Here is an 18,422-nt window from a genome sequence, read left to right on the forward strand (position 1 = left end):
CTCCCGTGTCCATCTCGGTGCTCCTGGTCGACGATCAGGAACTGATGCGCATGGGTCTGTCGATGGTTCTCGGCGCGCAGCCCGACATCGACGTGGTGGGCGACGTGCCCGACGGTGCCACCGCGATCGCCGCGGCCGCGCGCCTCGAACCGGACGTCGTGCTGATGGACGTCCGCATGCCCGGTATCGACGGTGTCTCGGCCACCGAACGCATCATCGCGGCGCAACCCGAGGTGCGGGTCATCGTCATGACGACCTTCGACCTGGACGAACACGCCCTGGGCGCACTGCGTGCCGGTGCCAGCGGATTCCTCCTCAAGGACACGCCTCCGGAGGACCTCGTGTCCGCGATCCGCAGCGTGGCGGCAGGGGACGCCGTCGTCTCGCCGCGGGTGACCCGACGTCTGCTCTCCCGCATCGTCGCCGGGCAACCGCGCGATGTTCCCGGACGATCGGCAGCCGTCGAGTCGCTGACCGACCGTGAGCGCGAGGTGCTGCTGCTCATCGCCGCCGGCAAGTCGAACGCCGAGATCGCGGGTGAGCTGTTCCTGTCCGAGGCGACCGTCAAGACCCACGTCGGCCGCATGCTCACCAAGCTCGGGCTGCGCGATCGCGTCCAGGCCGTCGTGCTCGCCTACGAGCTCGGACTGGTCACTCCGGGCGCCTGACCGGCCGGGAGAAAAACGAGGCGGTCGCGCGTTGACACGGCAGACGGGTTCGACCAGTCGCCGAAAGGACTCCCGCGATGCCACTGCTCTACTTCTTCCTCTACCTCGTCGTCGAGATCAGCGCCCTCGTGTGGCTCGGCTCGGCGATCGGCATCCTGTGGACGGTGTTCGTGGTGATCGCACTGTCCGCAATGGGCATGGTCGCGATCCGCTCCCAGGGGCGGCGCGTGCTCTCGGAACTGCGCTCGGCCAACGCCGGACGCCGCTCACCCGGCGGCGCGGTCGCGGACGGTGCGCTCGTGGCCCTCGGCTCGGTCCTGCTGACGATCCCCGGTCTCGTCTCGAGCGTCCTCGGCCTGCTGCTGATGATCCCGCTGACCCGCGCGCTGCTTCGTCCGGTCATCGCGCGGTCCGCCGCCCGGCGCGTCGAGACGGCCGTGGCCTCGGGCCGTACGTTCCCGCCCGGTGGATTCGGGCCGCAGGGATTCGGGCCGCAGGGATTCGGGGCCGGTCACGTGGTCATCGACGGCGACGTGATGCCGGACCGCGGGAATTCGGCCCCTCGCGACACCCGCGGTGTGATCGACGGCACCACCGGCCGCGACGAGCGCTGACCCCCGACACCCCGGCCGCCCGACACCGGGCACACTGGCGAGCGTGAGTACGCATCTGCTGGTCGGCGGACGGATCTACAGCCCGTCCGCGCCCGACGCGACAGCCATGGCCGTCACCGACGGCACCGTCGTCTGGATCGGTGAGGATCGCCCCGCGCGGGCGCTGCATCCCGACGCCGAGGTGGTGGAACTGAACGGGGAGTTCGTGACTCCCGCGTTCGTGGACACCCATGTCCACACCACCGCGACAGGTCTGGCGCTCATCGGACTCGATCTGAGCGGCGCTCGGTCTCTCGACGAGTGCCTGCGCGCTCTCGCCGCGTACGCGGCCGAGGACGGGGGCACCCTGATCTGGGGACAGAACTGGGACGAGTCGACGTGGCCGGAGGGGCGCGGCCCCACCACCGCGGAGCTCGACGCCGCAGCACCCGGACGGGCCGTGTACCTCTCGCGCATCGACGCGCACTCCGCGGCGTGCTCGACGGTGCTGCGTCGCGCCGCCGGGGACGTGGTCGCCACCGCAGATCCGCAACGGCCGCTCGTCGCGGAGGCGCACCATGCCGTGCGCACCCGGGCGCTGGACCTGCTGAGCCCCGCGGGCCGGCACCGCGCCCGCGTCGCCGCGCTCGATCATGCTGCCGCGCACGGGGTCGCCGCCGTGCACGAGTGCGCCGGCCCCGACATCTCCGGCCGCGTCGACCTGGCCGAACTCCTCGCCCTCGAGCACGGCGTCGAGGTGCGCGCCTACTGGGGCGAGGCCGTCTCGACCCCGGACGAGGCGACGGCACTCCTGGCCGCGACCGGCGCGCACGCCCTGGGCGGCGACCTCTTCGTCGACGGTTCGATCGGCTCGCACACCGCCTGGCTGCACGACCACTATGCCGACCACTCCGGTTGCGGCCGTTCGTATCTCGACGTCGACGTGATCGCGGCGCACGTCTCTGCCTGCACGCGGGCCGGGATCCAGGCCGGCTTCCACGTCATCGGCGACGCCGCCACCAGTGCCGTGGTCGAGGCGTTCGGGCGGGTCGTGGCCGAGCTCGGCGGCCCCGCCGTGGCGTCTCGCGGCCATCGCCTCGAGCACATCGAGATGGTGTCGTCCGAGCAGGCCGACGCCCTCGCGGCGTGGGGTGTCATCGCGAGCGTGCAACCGGTGTTCGACACCTACTGGGGCGGTGAGGAGGGCCTGTACGCCACCCGACTCGGCGCGGAGCGCGCTCGCGCACTCAACCCGCTGGCGATGATGGCGTCCGCCGGGGTGTCGCTGGCCATCGGGTCGGACGCACCCGTCACGCCGCTCGAGCCCTGGCGCGGTGTCCGCGGAGCGGTCAACCACCGCACACCGGGCAGTGCCGTCTCGCCCCGCGCCGCGTTCTCCGCGGCGACGCGCGGCGCCTGGCGCGCCGGGGGAGTACGCGACGGCCTGGCCGGCACGCTGGTGCCGGGCGCGCCGGCCAGCTATGCGGTGTGGGACGCCGCGGAACTGGTCGTGAGCGCACCACGGGACTCGGTGCAGCGCTGGTCCACCGACCCGCGGTCACGAGTTCCGGCCCTGCCTCGCCTCGATCCCGAGGCGCCGGACCCGGTGTGCCTGGAGACCGTGCACCGCGGCACCACGGTGTACCGCGCGTGAGCGTTCCCGCTCGACTGATCCCACCCGCGCGGCTCGCTCTCTCGGCCGGCGCCGGCGCGCTCCTGTTCGCGTCGTTCCCACCGCGATCACTCTGGTTTCTCGCGCCCGTCGCCCTGGCGCTCGTCACGTTCGTCGTGACCGAGCGGCGGGTCGACGATCCGGCGCGCGCCCTGTCGCTGAAGGGCGGCTTCCTGTACGGGTTCGCCTTCGGCCTCGGCTTCTTCCTGCCGCTGCTCCCGTGGATCGGCGTGTACGTCGGACCGCTGCCGTGGATCGCGCTTGCCGTCGCGGAGTCACTGTTCCTCGGTCTGTTCGGACTGCTCGCCGTGGTGGTGTCCCGCCTGCCGCTCACCGCGGTGTGGATCACCATGGTGTGGTCACTGACGGAGTGGTTGCGCAGCACGGTCCCGTTCGGCGGATTCCCCTGGGGCCGTCTGGCCTTCGGTCAGTCCGAGTCACCCCTGCTTCCGCTGGCCGCACTCGGCGGCGCCCCGCTGCTCAGCGCCGCGGTGGCACTGATCGGTGTGTGCCTGACGCTGCTGTGCAGGACGGTGCGCACCGGCTTCGCCGTCACCTCGGTCGCCGGGCTGGTCGCGCTCGCCGCCGTGGCGCCGGTCGTCGCACTCGCCGTGCGCCCCACGCTCGCGGGTCCACAGGACGGTGACGACACGATCACCATCGCGGCCATCCAGGGCAGCGTTCCCCGGCTGGGCCTCGACTTCAACGCGCAACGCCGCCAGGTGCTCGACAATCACGTGAACGAGACTCTCCGGCTGGCGGAGGAGGTCGAGGCGGGGCGGACCCCGAAGCCCGACGTCGTCATCTGGCCGGAGAACGCGTCGGACGTCGATCCCACCCGCGACGCGACCGCAGCGGCCGAGATCACGGCCGCCTCCGTCCGGATCGACGCACCGATTCTCGTGGGCGCGGTGCTGTCGAATGCCGACGGCACCTCCACCAACTCGGTCATCGCCTGGGACAGAGCCGCCGGACCGGGGGAGCGCCACGACAAGAAGATCGTCCAACCGTTCGGGGAGTATCTGCCGTACCGCAGCTTCTTCCGGCTGTTCTCCTCGTACGCCGACTCGGCGGGCAACTTCGTGCCCGGCGACGGCGACGGCGTCGTGCACGTGCCCGCCGGCACGGATCGCGAGCAGCGGGCTCTCGCCGTGGGAGTCGCGACCTGCTACGAGGTGGCCTTCGACCGCGCACCCACCGAGGCGGTGCGCGCCGGCGCCCAGATTCTCGCGGTGCCCACCAACAACGCGACCTTCGGCGACACGGAGATGACCTACCAGCAGCTGGCCATGTCGCGAGTCCGGGCGGTGGAGCACTCGAGGACCGTCGTGGTCGCCGCCACCAGCGGGGTCAGCGCCGTCATCGCGCCCGACGGTTCCGTGACCTCGCGAACCGCTCTCTTCGACGCCGACCATCTGGTCGCCACGGTGGGTCTGCGCACCGACACCACACTCGCGACACGGCTGGGATCCACCGTCGAGTACGTGTTCGTGGCCCTCGGCGTCCTGAGTGTGATCGGCGCCACGATACCGAACGTTCGACGGCGCCGGGCCCGCTGACCGGGCACACGGCTCCGCGTCCGCTGGTCGGGGCGGTCTTTCCGCACTTTTCGTGATCTGTCACCGCGATGGACGTAACGTTTCGGGTCCGCAAACCGAGAAGTTGGTAAGTCTCACCCATCCACGGCGGGTGGTTGAGCGAATGCCACATACAGCTCAGTACAGAGTGCGACCACGGTCGGGGACACCGGAAGTCACACACAGCACGTAGACGTGCGGCCGAATCGGCCGCGGCGTCGATGCTCTCTGCGTCCGTTCGGTGGAAGTGTGCGTCGTCTCGCACAGCCCGGGGAGCAGGACCGCTCCTCGGCCACGGGACCGACGAGGAGGAGCGAACGATGACGACGTCGGACAGCGCACCGAGAACCACCGAACCGGCCGACACGGCACCTACCGTGAACCGGACAGCGTCCGATCCCTTCCCGCTCTCCCCGGCGCAGGCCAGCCTGTGGTTCGCCCAGAAGCTCGCTCCCGAGGTTCCCCTCACCGTCGCGCAGTACGTCGACGTGCAGGGTGACCTCGACATCGACCTGCTCGAGCGCGTGGGTGCCCGCGCGGCCGCGGAACTCCAGTCCGGCGAGATCAGGCTCGTGGAGATCGACGGTCAGCCGTATCAGGTCGTCGACCCGGCAGCCACCGTGCGCACCACTCGGCTCGACGTCCGGTCCGAGGCGGACCCGATCGCCGCGGCCCTGGCCTGGATGCAGAAGGAGATGCGCTCCCCGGTCGATCTGGACCGCGATCCGCTGACCGTCAACGTCGTCTTCCGCGTCGAGGACCACCGCTACTTCTGGTACACCCGCATGCACCACATCGCCGGTGACGGATACGGCGCCGTCACCGCCATGAAGCGTGTCGCCGAGCTGTACACCAACGAGCAGGCCGGCGTTCCCACCCCGGACAGCAAGGCCGGCGACCTGGCCACGCTCTACGCGGCAGAACGCGCGTACCGCACCTCCACCAGGTTCGAGACCGACCGCGCCTTCTGGCAGGACACGCTCCAGGGTCTGCCGGACACCTTCTCCCTCGCCGATCGCACCGCCCCGGCCGCGCCGAGTCGCCTGCGACGCAACGGTGTCACCGACGAGACCGTCGGCGACATGCTCACCTCCGCGGAGGAGCGATTCGACGCCAGTGCCGCTGCCGTCGTGGCCGCGTCCTTCGCCGCCTACCTGCACCGGGTCACCGGGCGCGCCGACGTCGTCATGAGTCTGCCGGTGTCCGTCCGCACCACCGCGGCGCTGCGCCGCTCGGGCGGCATGGTGTCCAACGTCGTACCGATCCGCGTGCACATCTCGCCCGACATGAACATCGGCGACCTGGTGTCGTCGGTGACCCTCGAGATCACCGGTGCGCTGCGCCACCAGAAATACCGCCACGAGGACATCCGCCGCGACCACGGCAGCTCGACCATGCACCGTGGGTTCTTCGGACCCATGGTGAACATCATGCTGTTCGACTGGACCGTCGGTCTGGGCGATCTGGTGGGCCGGCTGCACCTGCTCTCCAGCGGTCCCATCGAGGACTTCACCTTCAACGTCTACAACAGCGGCGGCAACTCGCTGAACATCGACTTCGAGGGCAACCCGTCGCTGTACGACGAGGACACCCTCGCCGCCCATCATCGGCGGTTCCTCGCCTTCTTCGAGAACTTCCTGGGACGCGGGGCACGAACTCGCGTCTCCGGTCTCGACGTCGTGCTGCCCGACGAGTACGACCGTGTGGTCACCGAGTTCAACGACACAGCCGTGAGCGTTCCGCGGACCACGCTGCCCGCGCTGTTCGACGCACAGGTGCGGCGCACCCCGGACGCGACGGCCCTGGAGTTCGCCGGCACCGCACTGACGTACGCGGAACTCGATCGTCGCTCGTCCCGCCTGGCGCGGGCGTTGATCGCCCGCGGCGTCGGACCCGACGTGCTCGTGGGCCTGGCCATGCAGCGCTCGCTCGACCTCGTCGTCGCGATGTACGCGATCGAGAAGGCCGGCGGCGCCTACGTACCGCTCGACCCCGATCATCCCGCCGAGCGTCTCGGCCACGTCCTCGACACCGCCCGGCCCGCGTGCGTGCTGACGGTGTCCACGCAGGGTGTCGTCCTGCCCGACACCGCTGCGCGCGTCGACGTCGACATGCTCGATCTCGCCGGCCTCGCCGACACACCGGTCGGCGACAGTGAACGCACGGCGACTCTGCGACCCGATTCGCTGGCGTACGTGATCTTCACGTCGGGTTCCACGGGCCGCCCCAAGGGTGTCGGGGTGTCGCACCAGGCGATCGTCAACCGACTGCTGTGGATGCAGAACGAGTACTACCTCGGCGCCGACGACGCCGTGCTGCAGAAGACTCCGGCGACGTTCGACGTCTCGGTGTGGGAGTTCTTCTGGCCGCTCCAGGTCGGCGCCCGCCTGGTGATCGCGGAGCCCGACGGGCATCGCGACCCGCGCTACCTTGCCTCGATCATCGCCGGATCAGGCGTCACCACGGCACATTTCGTGCCCTCGATGCTCAGCGCCTTCGTCGCTGAACTGCGCGCGTCCGACGCCCGGCTCGGTGACCTGCGTCAGGTGTTCTGCAGCGGTGAGGCACTGCCCGCGGAGACAGCATCGGCATTCCGCTCGCTCACCGGGTCCGCGCTGCACAACCTCTACGGGCCGACCGAGGCCGCCGTCGACGTCACCTACTGGGAAGTGACCGACGCCGACGCCGTCACGGTGCCGATCGGACGGCCGGTGTGGAACACCGCGTTGCAGATCCTCGACGCCCGGCTCGAGCCGGTTCCGGTGGGAACGGCGGGCGAGCTCTACCTCGCGGGCGACCAGCTCGCCCGTGGCTACGTCGGTCGGCCCGATCTGAGCGCCGACCGGTTCGTCGCCGACCCGCTGTCGGCGCACGGCACCCGCATGTACCGCACCGGCGACCTGGCGCGTTGGCGGGCCGACGGCGCCGTCGAGTACCTGGGCCGCACCGACTTCCAGGTCAAGATCCGCGGACTGCGGATCGAGCTCGGCGACGTCGAGGCGGCTCTGGTCGCGCATCCCGCCGTGCACCACGCGGTGGCCGTGGCCCACGTCGACGAGCGCGGCGAGACCACGCTCGTCGCGTACGTCGCACCCGAGCCCGGCACCGACGCGGCGAGCGTCGAGGTCCGCGCTGTCGCCGCGACCGTCGCCGACCGCCTCCCGTCCTACATGGTGCCGTCGCTGGTGATCGTTCTCGACGCACTTCCGTTGAGCGCCAACGGCAAGGTCGACCGCAAGGCACTGCCGGAACCGGTGCGCCGCCGGGCCGACGTGCCCTCGGTCCCGCCGCGCACAGAGGTCGAGCGACGCATCGCCGAGACCATCGCCGACGTGCTGGACGTCCCCGCTCCCGGTGTCCACGACAGCTTCTTCGAGATCGGCGGCAACTCGCTGCTGGCCACGCGCGTGGTCTCCCGCATCAGCGCCGAGCTCGGTGCCGACGTGGGCATCAAGGACCTCTTCGAGGCGCCGACCGTGGCACGTCTGGCGGATCGCGTCGCCCATGCGCCCGTGGTCACCACCGGGCCGCCGCTGGTCGCAGGACCTCGCCCGGATCGCATTCCCCTCTCGCTCGCCCAACAGCGACTGTGGTTCCTGAACCGGTTCGACTCGGCGTCCCCGGCGTACAACATGCCGTTCGCCATCACGTTGCACGGCGACCTCGACGCGGACGCTCTGAGTGTCGCGCTCGCCGACGTCCTGGAGCGCCACGAGACGCTGCGCACCGTATATCCCGACTCCGCCGACGGTCCGCACCAGGTGGTGCAGGACCCCGCGCACCACGACCTCGCGCCGATCGACACCGACGACTCGGCGCTGGCCGACACCGTGCGGGAGTTCGCGTCTCACGGATTCGACGTCACGCGGGAGCACCCGGTCCGTGTCCGCCTGTTCCGCACCTCGCCGACGTCGCACACGCTGGCCGTGGTGCTGCACCACATCGCGTCGGACGGGTTCTCCTTCGGCCCCCTCGCGACCGATGTCATGACCGCCTACGCTGCGCGGACGCAGGGGAGTGCGCCGCTGTGGGCACCGCTCGACGTGCAGTACGCGGACTTCACGCTCTGGCAGCACGCCGCACTCGGAGACGAGAACGATCCTACCTCGATCCTGCGCAGTCAGATCGACTACTGGACCGCGCGGTTGGACGGCCTGCCCGACACGCTCGAGCTGCCGACGGATCGCCCCCGTCCCGCTGCACCGTCGTACCGCGGCGGCGCCCACGACTTCCACATCGACGCCGATCTGCACCAGCAGCTCCTCGTGCTCGCATCGGACACCTCGGCCAGCCTGTTCATGGTGTTGCACGCGGCACTGTCCGCGCTGCTGGGACGGCTCGCGGACTCGGACGACGTCGCGATCGGGTCGCCCATCGCCGGTCGCGGCCACCGCGCGCTCGACGGACTCGTCGGCATGTTCGTCAACACACTGGTGCTGCGGTCGACGCCCGCGCCGCACGTCCCGTTCACCGACCTCCTCCGCGAGGTACGCGATCACGACCTCGAGGCGTTCGCCCGCGCGGACGTCCCGTTCGAGCGTGTCGTCGACGCGGCGGCACCGGAGCGCTCGACGTCGCGCCACCCGCTGTTCCAGGTCGTTCTCTCCTTCGAGAACCTCGCGCCGGTCCGCGTCGAGATGGCCGGACTGGATGTCGAGGTCGCCGAAATCGACTCCGGCACAGCCAAGTTCGACCTCACGCTGCAGCTCTCGGAGCGCACCACGGTCGACGGTCGGCCCGACGGGGTCGATGCGCGCCTGGGCTACGCCCGCGATCTGTTCGACGACGCGACAGCCGCGACGATGGCGCAGCGACTGGTGTCCGTCATGCGATCGGTCGCGGCGGATCCCACCCGAGCGATCGGCGACATCGATCTGTCCACGTCCACCGACGCTCCTGCCGTCCTCGTGGGCGCGGCAGCCGGGCCCACCTCGTCGCTCGCCGACATCCTCGTCTCGGCCGCGCGGCGCGATCCGTCCGCCACCGCCGTCGTCACGGCGGACGGCTCCGTCACGTACGGCGAACTCGACGACGCGTCGGACCTTCTGGCGCACGCGTTGATCGCCGAGGGAGTCGGCCCGGAATCGATCGTGCCCGTGTGCCTCGAGCGCTCGATCGACTCGATCGTCGCGACCTGGGCCGTGACGAAGACCGGCGCCGCCTTCCTCCCGGTGGATCCGCGCTACCCGGCGGACCGCATCGAGCGCATGGTCACCGACGTCGCCGCGTCCCTCGGCATCGCTGCCGCGGGAGCCGCACTGCCCGTCGCGGTCCGGTGGGTCACCGTCGATCACCGATCCGACGAGTCCTCGGCGGCACTGCCCGTACGGGTGCGCCCGGAGAACCCGGCATACCTCATCTTCACGTCCGGATCCACGGGCACCCCCAAGGCGGTCGTGGTGCCGCACCGCGGCCTCGCCGACTTCGCCCGCGAGCAGGTGGCGACCTACCGAGTCGGACCGCGATCGCGCACACTGCATTTCGCCTCGCCGAGTTTCGACGCCTCGATCCTGGAACTGCTCATGGGATTCGCCGCGGGCGCGACCGTCGTGGTCGCCGGTACCGACGTCTACGGCGGCGACCGCCTCACCGCACTGCTGCGTGATCAGCGGGTGACCCATGCCTTCGTCACCCCTGCTGCTCTCGAGACGGTGGACCCTGCGGACCTCGACGCTCTGACCTTCGTCGGGGTCGGCGGCGACGTCTGCAGTCCCGCCCTCGTCGAACGGTGGGCGCCCGGCCGCCGCATGCTCAACCTGTACGGGCCGTCCGAGGCCACCGTCGTCGCGACCCTGACACCGCCGATGGCACCCGGCTCGCCCGTCACCATCGGCGCCCCGCGCCGCGGTGTCGACGTGCGGGTGCTCGATCGTCGTCTGCGCCCGGTGGTCCCCGGAGTTCCCGGCGAGCTCTACCTGTCCGGGCCGGCGCTGGCCCGCGGGTACCTCGGGCGCCTGCCGCTGACCTCCACCCGCTTCGTCGCCGATCCGTTCGGCACGCCGGGTGACCGTATGTACCGCACCGGCGACGTCGTCGCCGCCGTGACCACCACCGCGGGAACCGAACTGGTGTTCCGCGGCCGAGCCGACGACCAGGTCAAGGTGCGGGGTCACCGCATCGAACTCGCCGAGATCGACGCGGTGCTCCAGCGTCATCCGTCGGTCACGTTCTCCGTCACGAGCGTGCAGAACGCGGGCCGGGCCGACGCCCGCCTGGTCTCGCACCTCACGCTCGCGCCTGGCGCCGCCGGAACCGAACCGGTGCTCGAGCACGCCCGCCGCACCCTGCCCGGGTACATGGTGCCGTCCGCGGTGGTCGTGCTCGACGAGGTGCCCCTCACCCCGTCGGGCAAGCTCGATCGCCGCGCGCTGCCCATGCCCACACCGGAGACGACGGAGGCGGCGTACCGCGAGCCCCGCACCGAGACCGAGTGGACCGTCGCCCGCGTGTTCGCGGACGTCCTCACGGTGCCCCGGGTCGGTCTGGACGACAGCTTCTTCGACGCCGGTGGCAACTCGTTGATGGCGACCCGTGTCACCAGTGCGATCGGCGCCGCGCTGAGCCGTGAGGTGGAGGTGCGCACTCTCTTCGAGGCCCCGACCGTCGAGGCGCTCGCGGCTCACCTCGACGCCGACAGCGGTGCGGCGTTGCGGATCCCGCTCGTCGCGATCCCGGCGGCGAGCCGTCCGGACCGGATTCCGCTGTCGTCGCCGCAGCAACGGCTCTGGTTCCTCAATCGCTTCGACCCCACCTCCGACGCCTACAACATCTCGTTCTCGGTGCACCTGGACGGCGTCCTCGACGCCCCCGCGATGGCACTGGCGTTGGCCGACGTGGTGGAACGGCACGAGAGCCTGCGGACCGTGTTCCCCGAGAGCGATTACGGACCGCACCAGGTCGTCGCACCGGCAGCACCCGTACCGCTCACAACGACCGTCGTGGACCGCGACGACGTCGCGGACGCGCTGACACGGTTCGCCCGTCGCGGGTTCGATCTCACGGTCGAGACCCCGCTGCGCACCACTCTTCTGTCGATCTCCGAGACGGAGCACGTGCTCGGTCTCGTCGTGCACCACATCGCCGCGGACGGGTGGTCCCTCGGACCGCTGACCCGCGACGTCATGGTCGCCTACGCCGCCCGCATCCGGGGAGCTGCCCCGCAGTGGACCCCACTTCCGGTGCAGTACAGCGACTTCACTCTGTGGCAGCGGGCCGTGCTCGGAGACGAGGCCGACCCGGAGAGCCGGGCACACCGCGACCTCTCCTTCTGGACCGACACTCTCGCCGACCTTCCGGACGAGTGCACCCTGCCCGGCGACCGCGTCCGCCCGGCGGCGCCGTCCCACCGGGCCGGCGTCCACGAGTTCGCCGTCGATCCGGCCGTGATGACCGCACTGTCGGCCGTCGCCCAGCGCCGGGGCAGCACCACGTTCATGGCGATGCACGCCGCACTCGCGGTCACGCTCGCTCGGCTCGCCGACACCCGGGACGTGGTGATCGGCACCCCGATCGCCGGCCGACGCGATCGCGCACTGGACGAGCTGGTCGGCATGTTCGTCGGCACTCTTGTCCTGCGCTCCGACGTGGCGCCGTCCGACACCTTCGCCGACCTTCTCGGCCGGGTCCGCAGCACCGATCTCGACGCGTTCGCCCACGCGGACCTGCCGTTCGAGCGTCTGGTCGACGCTCTGTCGCCGTCGCGGACGGCCGGTCGGCACCCGCTCGTGCAGGTCGTGCTGGCCTTCCAGTCCGACGGTGTCACCAGCGGCGAACTCGACGGTCTCACCGTCACCGCGTCGGAGATCGACCTGCAGCGCAGCAAGTTCGACGTCGAGCTCGCCGTCACGGAGAGCACCGACGCCGACGGTGAGCGGTCGTGGCGGTTCCGCGTCACCTACACGCGCGATCTCTACGACGAGAGCACCATCGCCGCCTTCGCGGACCGTGTCAGCGCCGTGCTCACCACGGTGGCCCGAGACCCGTCGCTGACCGTGGGCGACATCGAACTCCTGTCCCATCAGGAGTCCCGCGAGCTGACGACACGGGCCGGCGAGCGTCCCGGCGCACCGGTACTGCTGCCCGACCTGTGGGCCGCCGTCGCGCGGGAGAACGCGAACACCACTGCGCTGGTGCATGATCCGTCCCACGGCGTCGACGTCACGGCTCGGCGGTCGCGCACGTACGCCGAGCTCGATGCCGACGCCACCCGTCTCGCCCGGGTCCTGCTCGAACGCGGAGCCGGACCCGAGCGCGTCGTCGCCCTGGCGCTCACCCGGTCGGCGGAGTCCGTCGCGGCGATGCTCGCCGTGGCGATGACAGGCGCGGCCTGGGTCCCCGTCGATCCGCGCTACCCTGCGGACCGCATCGACCACATGCTCACCGACAGCGGGGCCGACCTCGGTGTCTGCACCGTGGCCGACCGCCCGGCGGCAGGACGGGACGTCGACTGGATCGTGTTCGACGACCCGGCCACCGTCGCCGACATCGCGACCCGGTCGACGGAACCCGTCACCGACCGTGACCGGACGTCCACGCTGCGTGTCGACCATCCGGCCTACGTCATCTACACCTCCGGATCGACGGGACTGCCCAAGGGCGTCGCCGTGACGCACTCGGGACTCTCCTCGTTCGCAGAGGTGCAGCGCACGACGTTCGGCATCACCGGAACATCGCGGACCCTGCACTTCGCCTCGCCGAGCTTCGACGCGTCGGTGCTCGAGATCCTGATGGCGATGGGCGCCGGCTCCACCGTCGTCGTCGCCCCGAGCGACGTCTACGGCGGCGCGGAACTGGCCGAACTGATCGACCGCGAGTCGGTCTCGCACGCCTTCGTCACCCCGGCCGCGCTCGCGACCGTCGACGTCGCCGCCGGATCACTGCCGAGTCTCACCACCGTGGTGGTGGGCGGCGACACGTGCTCCGCGGACCTGGTGCGGCGCTGGTCGGTCGGACGTTCGCTGTACAACGGGTACGGCCCGACGGAGGCGACCATCGTCGCCGCCATCGCGGAACTGCGTGCCGACGAACCGGTCACCATCGGTACGCCCATCGCCGGAGTCCGCGCCGTGGTGCTCGACGCGCGTCTGCATCCGGTGCCGGTCGGCGTCACGGGTGAGCTGTACCTGTCGGGTGTCGGCGTCGCTCGCGGCTACCTCGACCGCGCGGGACTGACGGCGGGCCGGTTCGTGGCCGATCCGTACGGCACAGCGGGGGAGCGGATGTACCGCACCGGCGATGTCGTGCGGTGGACTGCGGACGGCCGGCTCGACTACGTCGGACGCTCGGACACCCAGGTCAAGATCCGCGGATTCCGCGTCGAGCTCGGTGAGATCGACGCCGCACTGACGAGGGACCCGTCCGTCGGCTTCGCGCACACTCTGGTGCACACCGATGCCTCCGGTCGCGCCTCGCTGGCGTCCTACGTCGTCGCCGCCACCGGACACGACATCGATGTCGACGCGGTCACGGGCGGCGTCCGCTCCGTTCTGCCCGGCCACATGGTGCCGGCATCGATGACGGTTCTCGAGCGCATCCCTCTCACTCCCGTCGGCAAGCTGGACGTGCGGGCGCTTCCCGCCCCGGTCGTCGTGGCCGTCGACCGCACTCACGACGCGCCGGCCTCCGAGACCGAGCGGACCGTCGCCGAGACCGTGGCGGCAGTGCTGGACCTCGACGTCGAGGTCGGACGCGACGACAGCTTCTTCGCACTCGGCGGCAACTCCCTGTTGGCCACACAGGTCGCGTCCCGCCTGGGTTCCACTCGCGGCGTTCGGGTTCCGGTCCGGGCACTCTTCGAGCACCCGACGGTCGCAGCCCTCGCCGCGCACATCGACGGGCTCGCCGAGTCCGCCGGCCCCGCTCTCGAGGCACGGCCTCGACCCGACCGGATCCCGCTGTCCTCGGCGCAGCAACGCCTGTGGTTCCTCAACAGGTTCGACCGGGCGTCGGGGGCGTACAACGTGCCCTTCGCGGTGCGCCTGACGGGACCGCTCGACATCGCCGCGCTGGAGGCCGCGCTGCGCGACCTCGTCGACCGCCACGAGGTGCTCCGGACCGTGTACCCGGACTCGCCCGAGGGCCCGCACCAGGTGATCCTGCCTGCGCACGAGGTGCCGGTGGCGCTGGAGCCCGTCGTGACCGAGCCCTCCGCGGTGACGGTCGCGATCGTCACGAGCGCGGCCCGCGGGTTCGACGTGACCACGCAGGCGCCCCTGCGGGTGGACCTGCTCGAGGTGGCGGCCGGGGACGAGCACGTCCTCGTCGTCACGCTGCACCACATCGCCGCGGACGGCTGGTCGCTGGCGCCGCTCGCCGCCGACCTGCTCACCGCCTACACCGCGCGGTCCACCGGCACGGCACCCGCGACGGAGCCACTGCCGGTGCAGTACGCGGACTACACGCTGTGGCAGCGTGACCGGCTCGGCTCCGAGGACGACCCGTCGAGCCTCGTCTCGACGCAACTGGCGTACTGGACGGCGGCGTTGACCGGAGCTCCCGACCGTATCGACATCCCCACCGACCGTCCGCGGCCGAGCGTGCCGTCTCACCGGGGCGGGGTGGTCACCACCACGGTGGGTGTCGACACGCACCGGCGGCTCGTCGACCTTGCGCGGCGGGAGAACGCGACGCTGTTCATGGCCGTCCACACCGCCCTCGCCGTCGTGCTCGGCCGTCTCGCCGGCCGCTTCGACACGTCCGTCGGTACCGCGGTCGCCGGCCGCGGCGACCAGGCACTGGACGCGCTGGTCGGAATGTTCGTCAACACGCTGGTCCTGCGCACGCGGGTCTCGCCGACCGCGTCGCTGACCGAGGCGTTGCAGCACGTGCGCGCGGTCGATCTGGACGCGTTCGCGCACCCCGACGTTCCGTTCGAACGTCTGGTGGACGTGCTGCACCCGCAGCGCAGCACGAGCCATCACCCGTTGTTCCAGATCATGTTGTCGTTGCAGGACGACGTTCCGACGACTGCCCGCATGGGCGAGGTGACCGTCGACGCGGCCGAGGTGGACGTCGCCGTCGCCAAGTTCGACATCCAGTTCACGGTCACCGACCGGCGCACCGACGACCGGGAGCCGGCGGGGCTGACCGTCACCGCCGACTACGCGACCGATCTGTTCGACGCCGCCACCGTGAGCACCATGCTCGATCGTCTGGTGGGCGTGTTGGGCGTCCTGGCCACCGAACCCGACCGCAGCATCGGCAGCGTCGAGATGTTGACCTCGCAGGAGCGAGCCCATCTGGTGCCCGTGCACGGCGGCGAGACCGATCCTGATCCGTCGCTGACCCTGTCCGAGGTGTTCGAGCAGACCGCACGCCGGGTTCCCGACCGCATCGCGGCGGAGTACCTCGGCGCCCACATCACCTACGGCGAGCTCGACCGACGTTCGACCACGGTGGCCCGAGCTCTCGTCCGGCGCGGTGTCGGACCGGAATCACTGGTGGCCCTGGGCTTCACGCGATCCTTCGACTCTCTCGTCGCGGTCCTGGCCGTCGCGAAGGCCGGCGGCGCCTTCGTCCCGGTCGACCCGCACTACCCGGCCGACCGCGTCCGTCACATGCTGACGGACTCGGCGACCACGTGGGGACTGACGACCGCGGAGCACCGGGCGGCCGTGGACGGAGTCTCGTCGACACGGTGGCTCGTGCTCGACGACGCGGACACCCTGGCCGAGCTGGCTCGTACGTCCGACGAACCCCTCACGCCCGCAGAACTTCTCGGACCCATCGCTCTCGTGCACCCCGCGTACGTCATCTACACCTCGGGGTCGACCGGGACACCGAAGGGCGTCGTCGTCACCCACGCCGGCCTGTCGAACTTCGCCGGCGAGCTGCGCGATCGATTCGAGGTCGACGAGACGGCACGCGTACTGCACTTCGCGACACCGAGTTTCGACGCCGCCGTCATGGACCAGCTGTTCGCGTACGGATCCGGCGCGACACTCGTCGTGTCACCGCCCGGGGTCTACGGCGGCCGCGAACTGGGCGACCTGCTGGGATCGGAACGCATCACGCACGCCTTCATCACGACCGCGGCATTGTCGACCGCGGACCCGGCGAGCGCGACGTCGTTGCGACACATCCTCGTCGGCGGCGAGGCGTGCCCACCGGAACTGGTGGAGCGCTGGGCTCCGGGACGCTCGCTGTACAACGTGTACGGGCCGACGGAGACGACCATCGTCACGACGATGAGTGCGCCGATGGTGCCCAAGGGTCCGGTCACGATCGGTGGACCGATTCGCGGTGTCGCGGCGCAGGTCCTCGACCGCCAGCTGCAACCGGTGCCATTCGGCGTCGTCGGCGAGCTGTACCTCGCCGGACCGGAACTCGCTCGCGGATACCTCGGGCGCACGGCGTTGACGTCGTCGCGGTTCGTCGCCGATCCGCACGGCAAGCCGGGTGAGCGCCTCTACCGCACCGGTGACCTGGTGCGCTGGCGCGAGTCCGCCGACGGCGACCCGACCCTGTCCTACGTGGGCCGGACCGATCATCAGGTCAAGATCCGCGGGTTCCGCATCGAGCTGGGTGAGATCGACGCCGCGTTCGACGTGCACGACGGCGTGGACTTCGCGACCACGATGGGCCACGTCCTGCCCTCGGGGGACACCGTGTTGGTGTCCTACGTCCTGCCGCACCGGGAGTCGTCGGTCGACACGGCGTCGCTGCGTCGCCATCTGCAGGAGCGACTGCCCGGTTACATGGTGCCGCAGTCGATCATGCTGCTGGACGAGCTGCCGCTGACCTCCGTCGGCAAGCTCGATCGGCGAGCGCTGCCCGCTCCGGAGTTCGCCGTCACCGGCGAGCATCGCGATCCGGGCACCGCGACCGAGCGCGCCGTCTGCGCTGTCTACGAGGAGATCCTGGGGGTGGCCGGAGTCGGACTCGACGACAGCTTCTTCGAACTCGGCGGCACGTCGCTGGTGGGGACGCGCGTGGTCGCTCGACTCGAAGAGACCCTCGGCACGACGGTTCCGATGCAATGGTTGTTCACCGACTCCACGCCGGCAGCTCTCGCCGCGCGCATCGACGACACCGCGCATCTGTCGGCGGACGAGGTCGCAGCGACGGCCACGGCGTCACTGGACATGCTGCTGCCGCTGCGCCCGCAGGGTTCCGCGTCACCGGTGTTCTGCATCCATCCGGCGTTCGGACTGTCCTGGAGTTACAGCGGTCTGCTCGCCCACCTCGACTCGAATCAGCCGGTGTACGGCCTGCAGTCACCCGTCGTCTCGGGGCGCACCGAGGAGTTCGACACGGTCGAGGAGCTGGCCCGGTACTACGTTCGCGAGATCCGGTCGATCCAGCCGCACGGTCCGTACCACCTGCTGGGCTGGTCGCTCGGCGGCCTCATCGCCCACGCGATGACCGTCGAGCTGCAGCGGGTGGGGGAGAGCGTCGCGACGCTGACCATGCTCGACAGCTACGTGCTCGCCGACGAGTACCTCGAGTCGACACCGTCGGTGCGGGATCTCATCGAGGAGTTCACCGGCCACGAGTTGCCGGCAGGCGTGGAACCGACGGTCGCGGAGGCGGCGGCCGCGCTGCGGTCCGAGGGTGGTCCGATGGCGGCGATGACCGTCGACACCCTCGAGCGGCTGTACGCGGGCTACGTGAACGGGACCTCGCTGGCGCACGGGTACTCACCGGGCGTCGTGGACTGCGACGTGCTGTTCTTCACCGCGACCGAGGACGAGGTGAACCGGAACGACGTACGGCGGACCGCCTCGGCCTGGCGTCGACACGTCCGCGGTGCCATCCACGATCACGCGGTGCCGGTCGCACACTCCGCGATGACCGATCCGCAGGCACTCGCGATCATCGGACCGATCGTCGCGCAGCACCTGCGCTGATCTCGACGGACCCGAGACACACCGAGGGCCCCGGAGCAGATGCTCCGGGGCCCTCGGTGACGACA

Annotated in this window: 5 protein-coding genes; all 5 read left to right on the forward strand. The window is 70.8% G+C overall.

Annotated features, from left to right (window positions below; translation table 11 throughout):
• The first annotated feature begins 5 nt into the window (after positions 1 to 5).
• The 5 genes from QE449_RS12190 (at position 6) to QE449_RS12210 (ending at position 18,357) form a co-directional block, all read left to right on the forward strand.
• The gene (locus QE449_RS12190) at positions 6 to 668 is read left to right on the forward strand and encodes a response regulator transcription factor (protein WP_056444522.1); all 663 of its coding nucleotides are present in this window, start codon (positions 6 to 8) and stop codon (positions 666 to 668) included.
• A 77-nt stretch (positions 669 to 745) separates the two neighbouring features.
• Positions 746 to 1,282: an FxsA family protein gene (locus tag QE449_RS12195; protein WP_056444519.1), complete on the forward strand. Its 537-nt coding sequence runs from the start codon at positions 746 to 748 to the stop codon at positions 1,280 to 1,282.
• Positions 1,283 to 1,325: 43 nt separating this feature from the next.
• Positions 1,326 to 2,915, forward strand: a complete 1,590-nt coding sequence (locus tag QE449_RS12200; RefSeq protein ID WP_307108887.1) for an amidohydrolase — start codon at positions 1,326 to 1,328, stop codon at positions 2,913 to 2,915.
• Complete coding sequence (lnt, locus tag QE449_RS12205; protein ID WP_307108888.1) at positions 2,912 to 4,492, forward strand: apolipoprotein N-acyltransferase; 1,581 nt, start codon at positions 2,912 to 2,914, stop codon at positions 4,490 to 4,492. Before QE449_RS12200 ends, lnt begins: the two co-directional genes overlap by 4 nt.
• A 338-nt stretch (positions 4,493 to 4,830) precedes the next feature.
• Complete coding sequence (locus tag QE449_RS12210; RefSeq protein ID WP_307108889.1) at positions 4,831 to 18,357, forward strand: amino acid adenylation domain-containing protein; 13,527 nt, start codon at positions 4,831 to 4,833, stop codon at positions 18,355 to 18,357.
• Positions 18,358 to 18,422: the final 65 nt, after the last annotated feature.

This window comes from Rhodococcus sp. SORGH_AS_0303, assembly GCF_030819335.1.
Classification (GTDB): domain Bacteria; phylum Actinomycetota; class Actinomycetes; order Mycobacteriales; family Mycobacteriaceae; genus Rhodococcoides.

Coding starts and splice junctions, on each gene's coding strand:
- QE449_RS12210 (WP_307108889.1), top strand. CDS start 4,831: ATGACGACGTCGGACAGCGCACCGAGAACCACCGAACCGGCCGACACG.
- QE449_RS12195 (WP_056444519.1), top strand. CDS start 746: ATGCCACTGCTCTACTTCTTCCTCTACCTCGTCGTCGAGATCAGCGCC.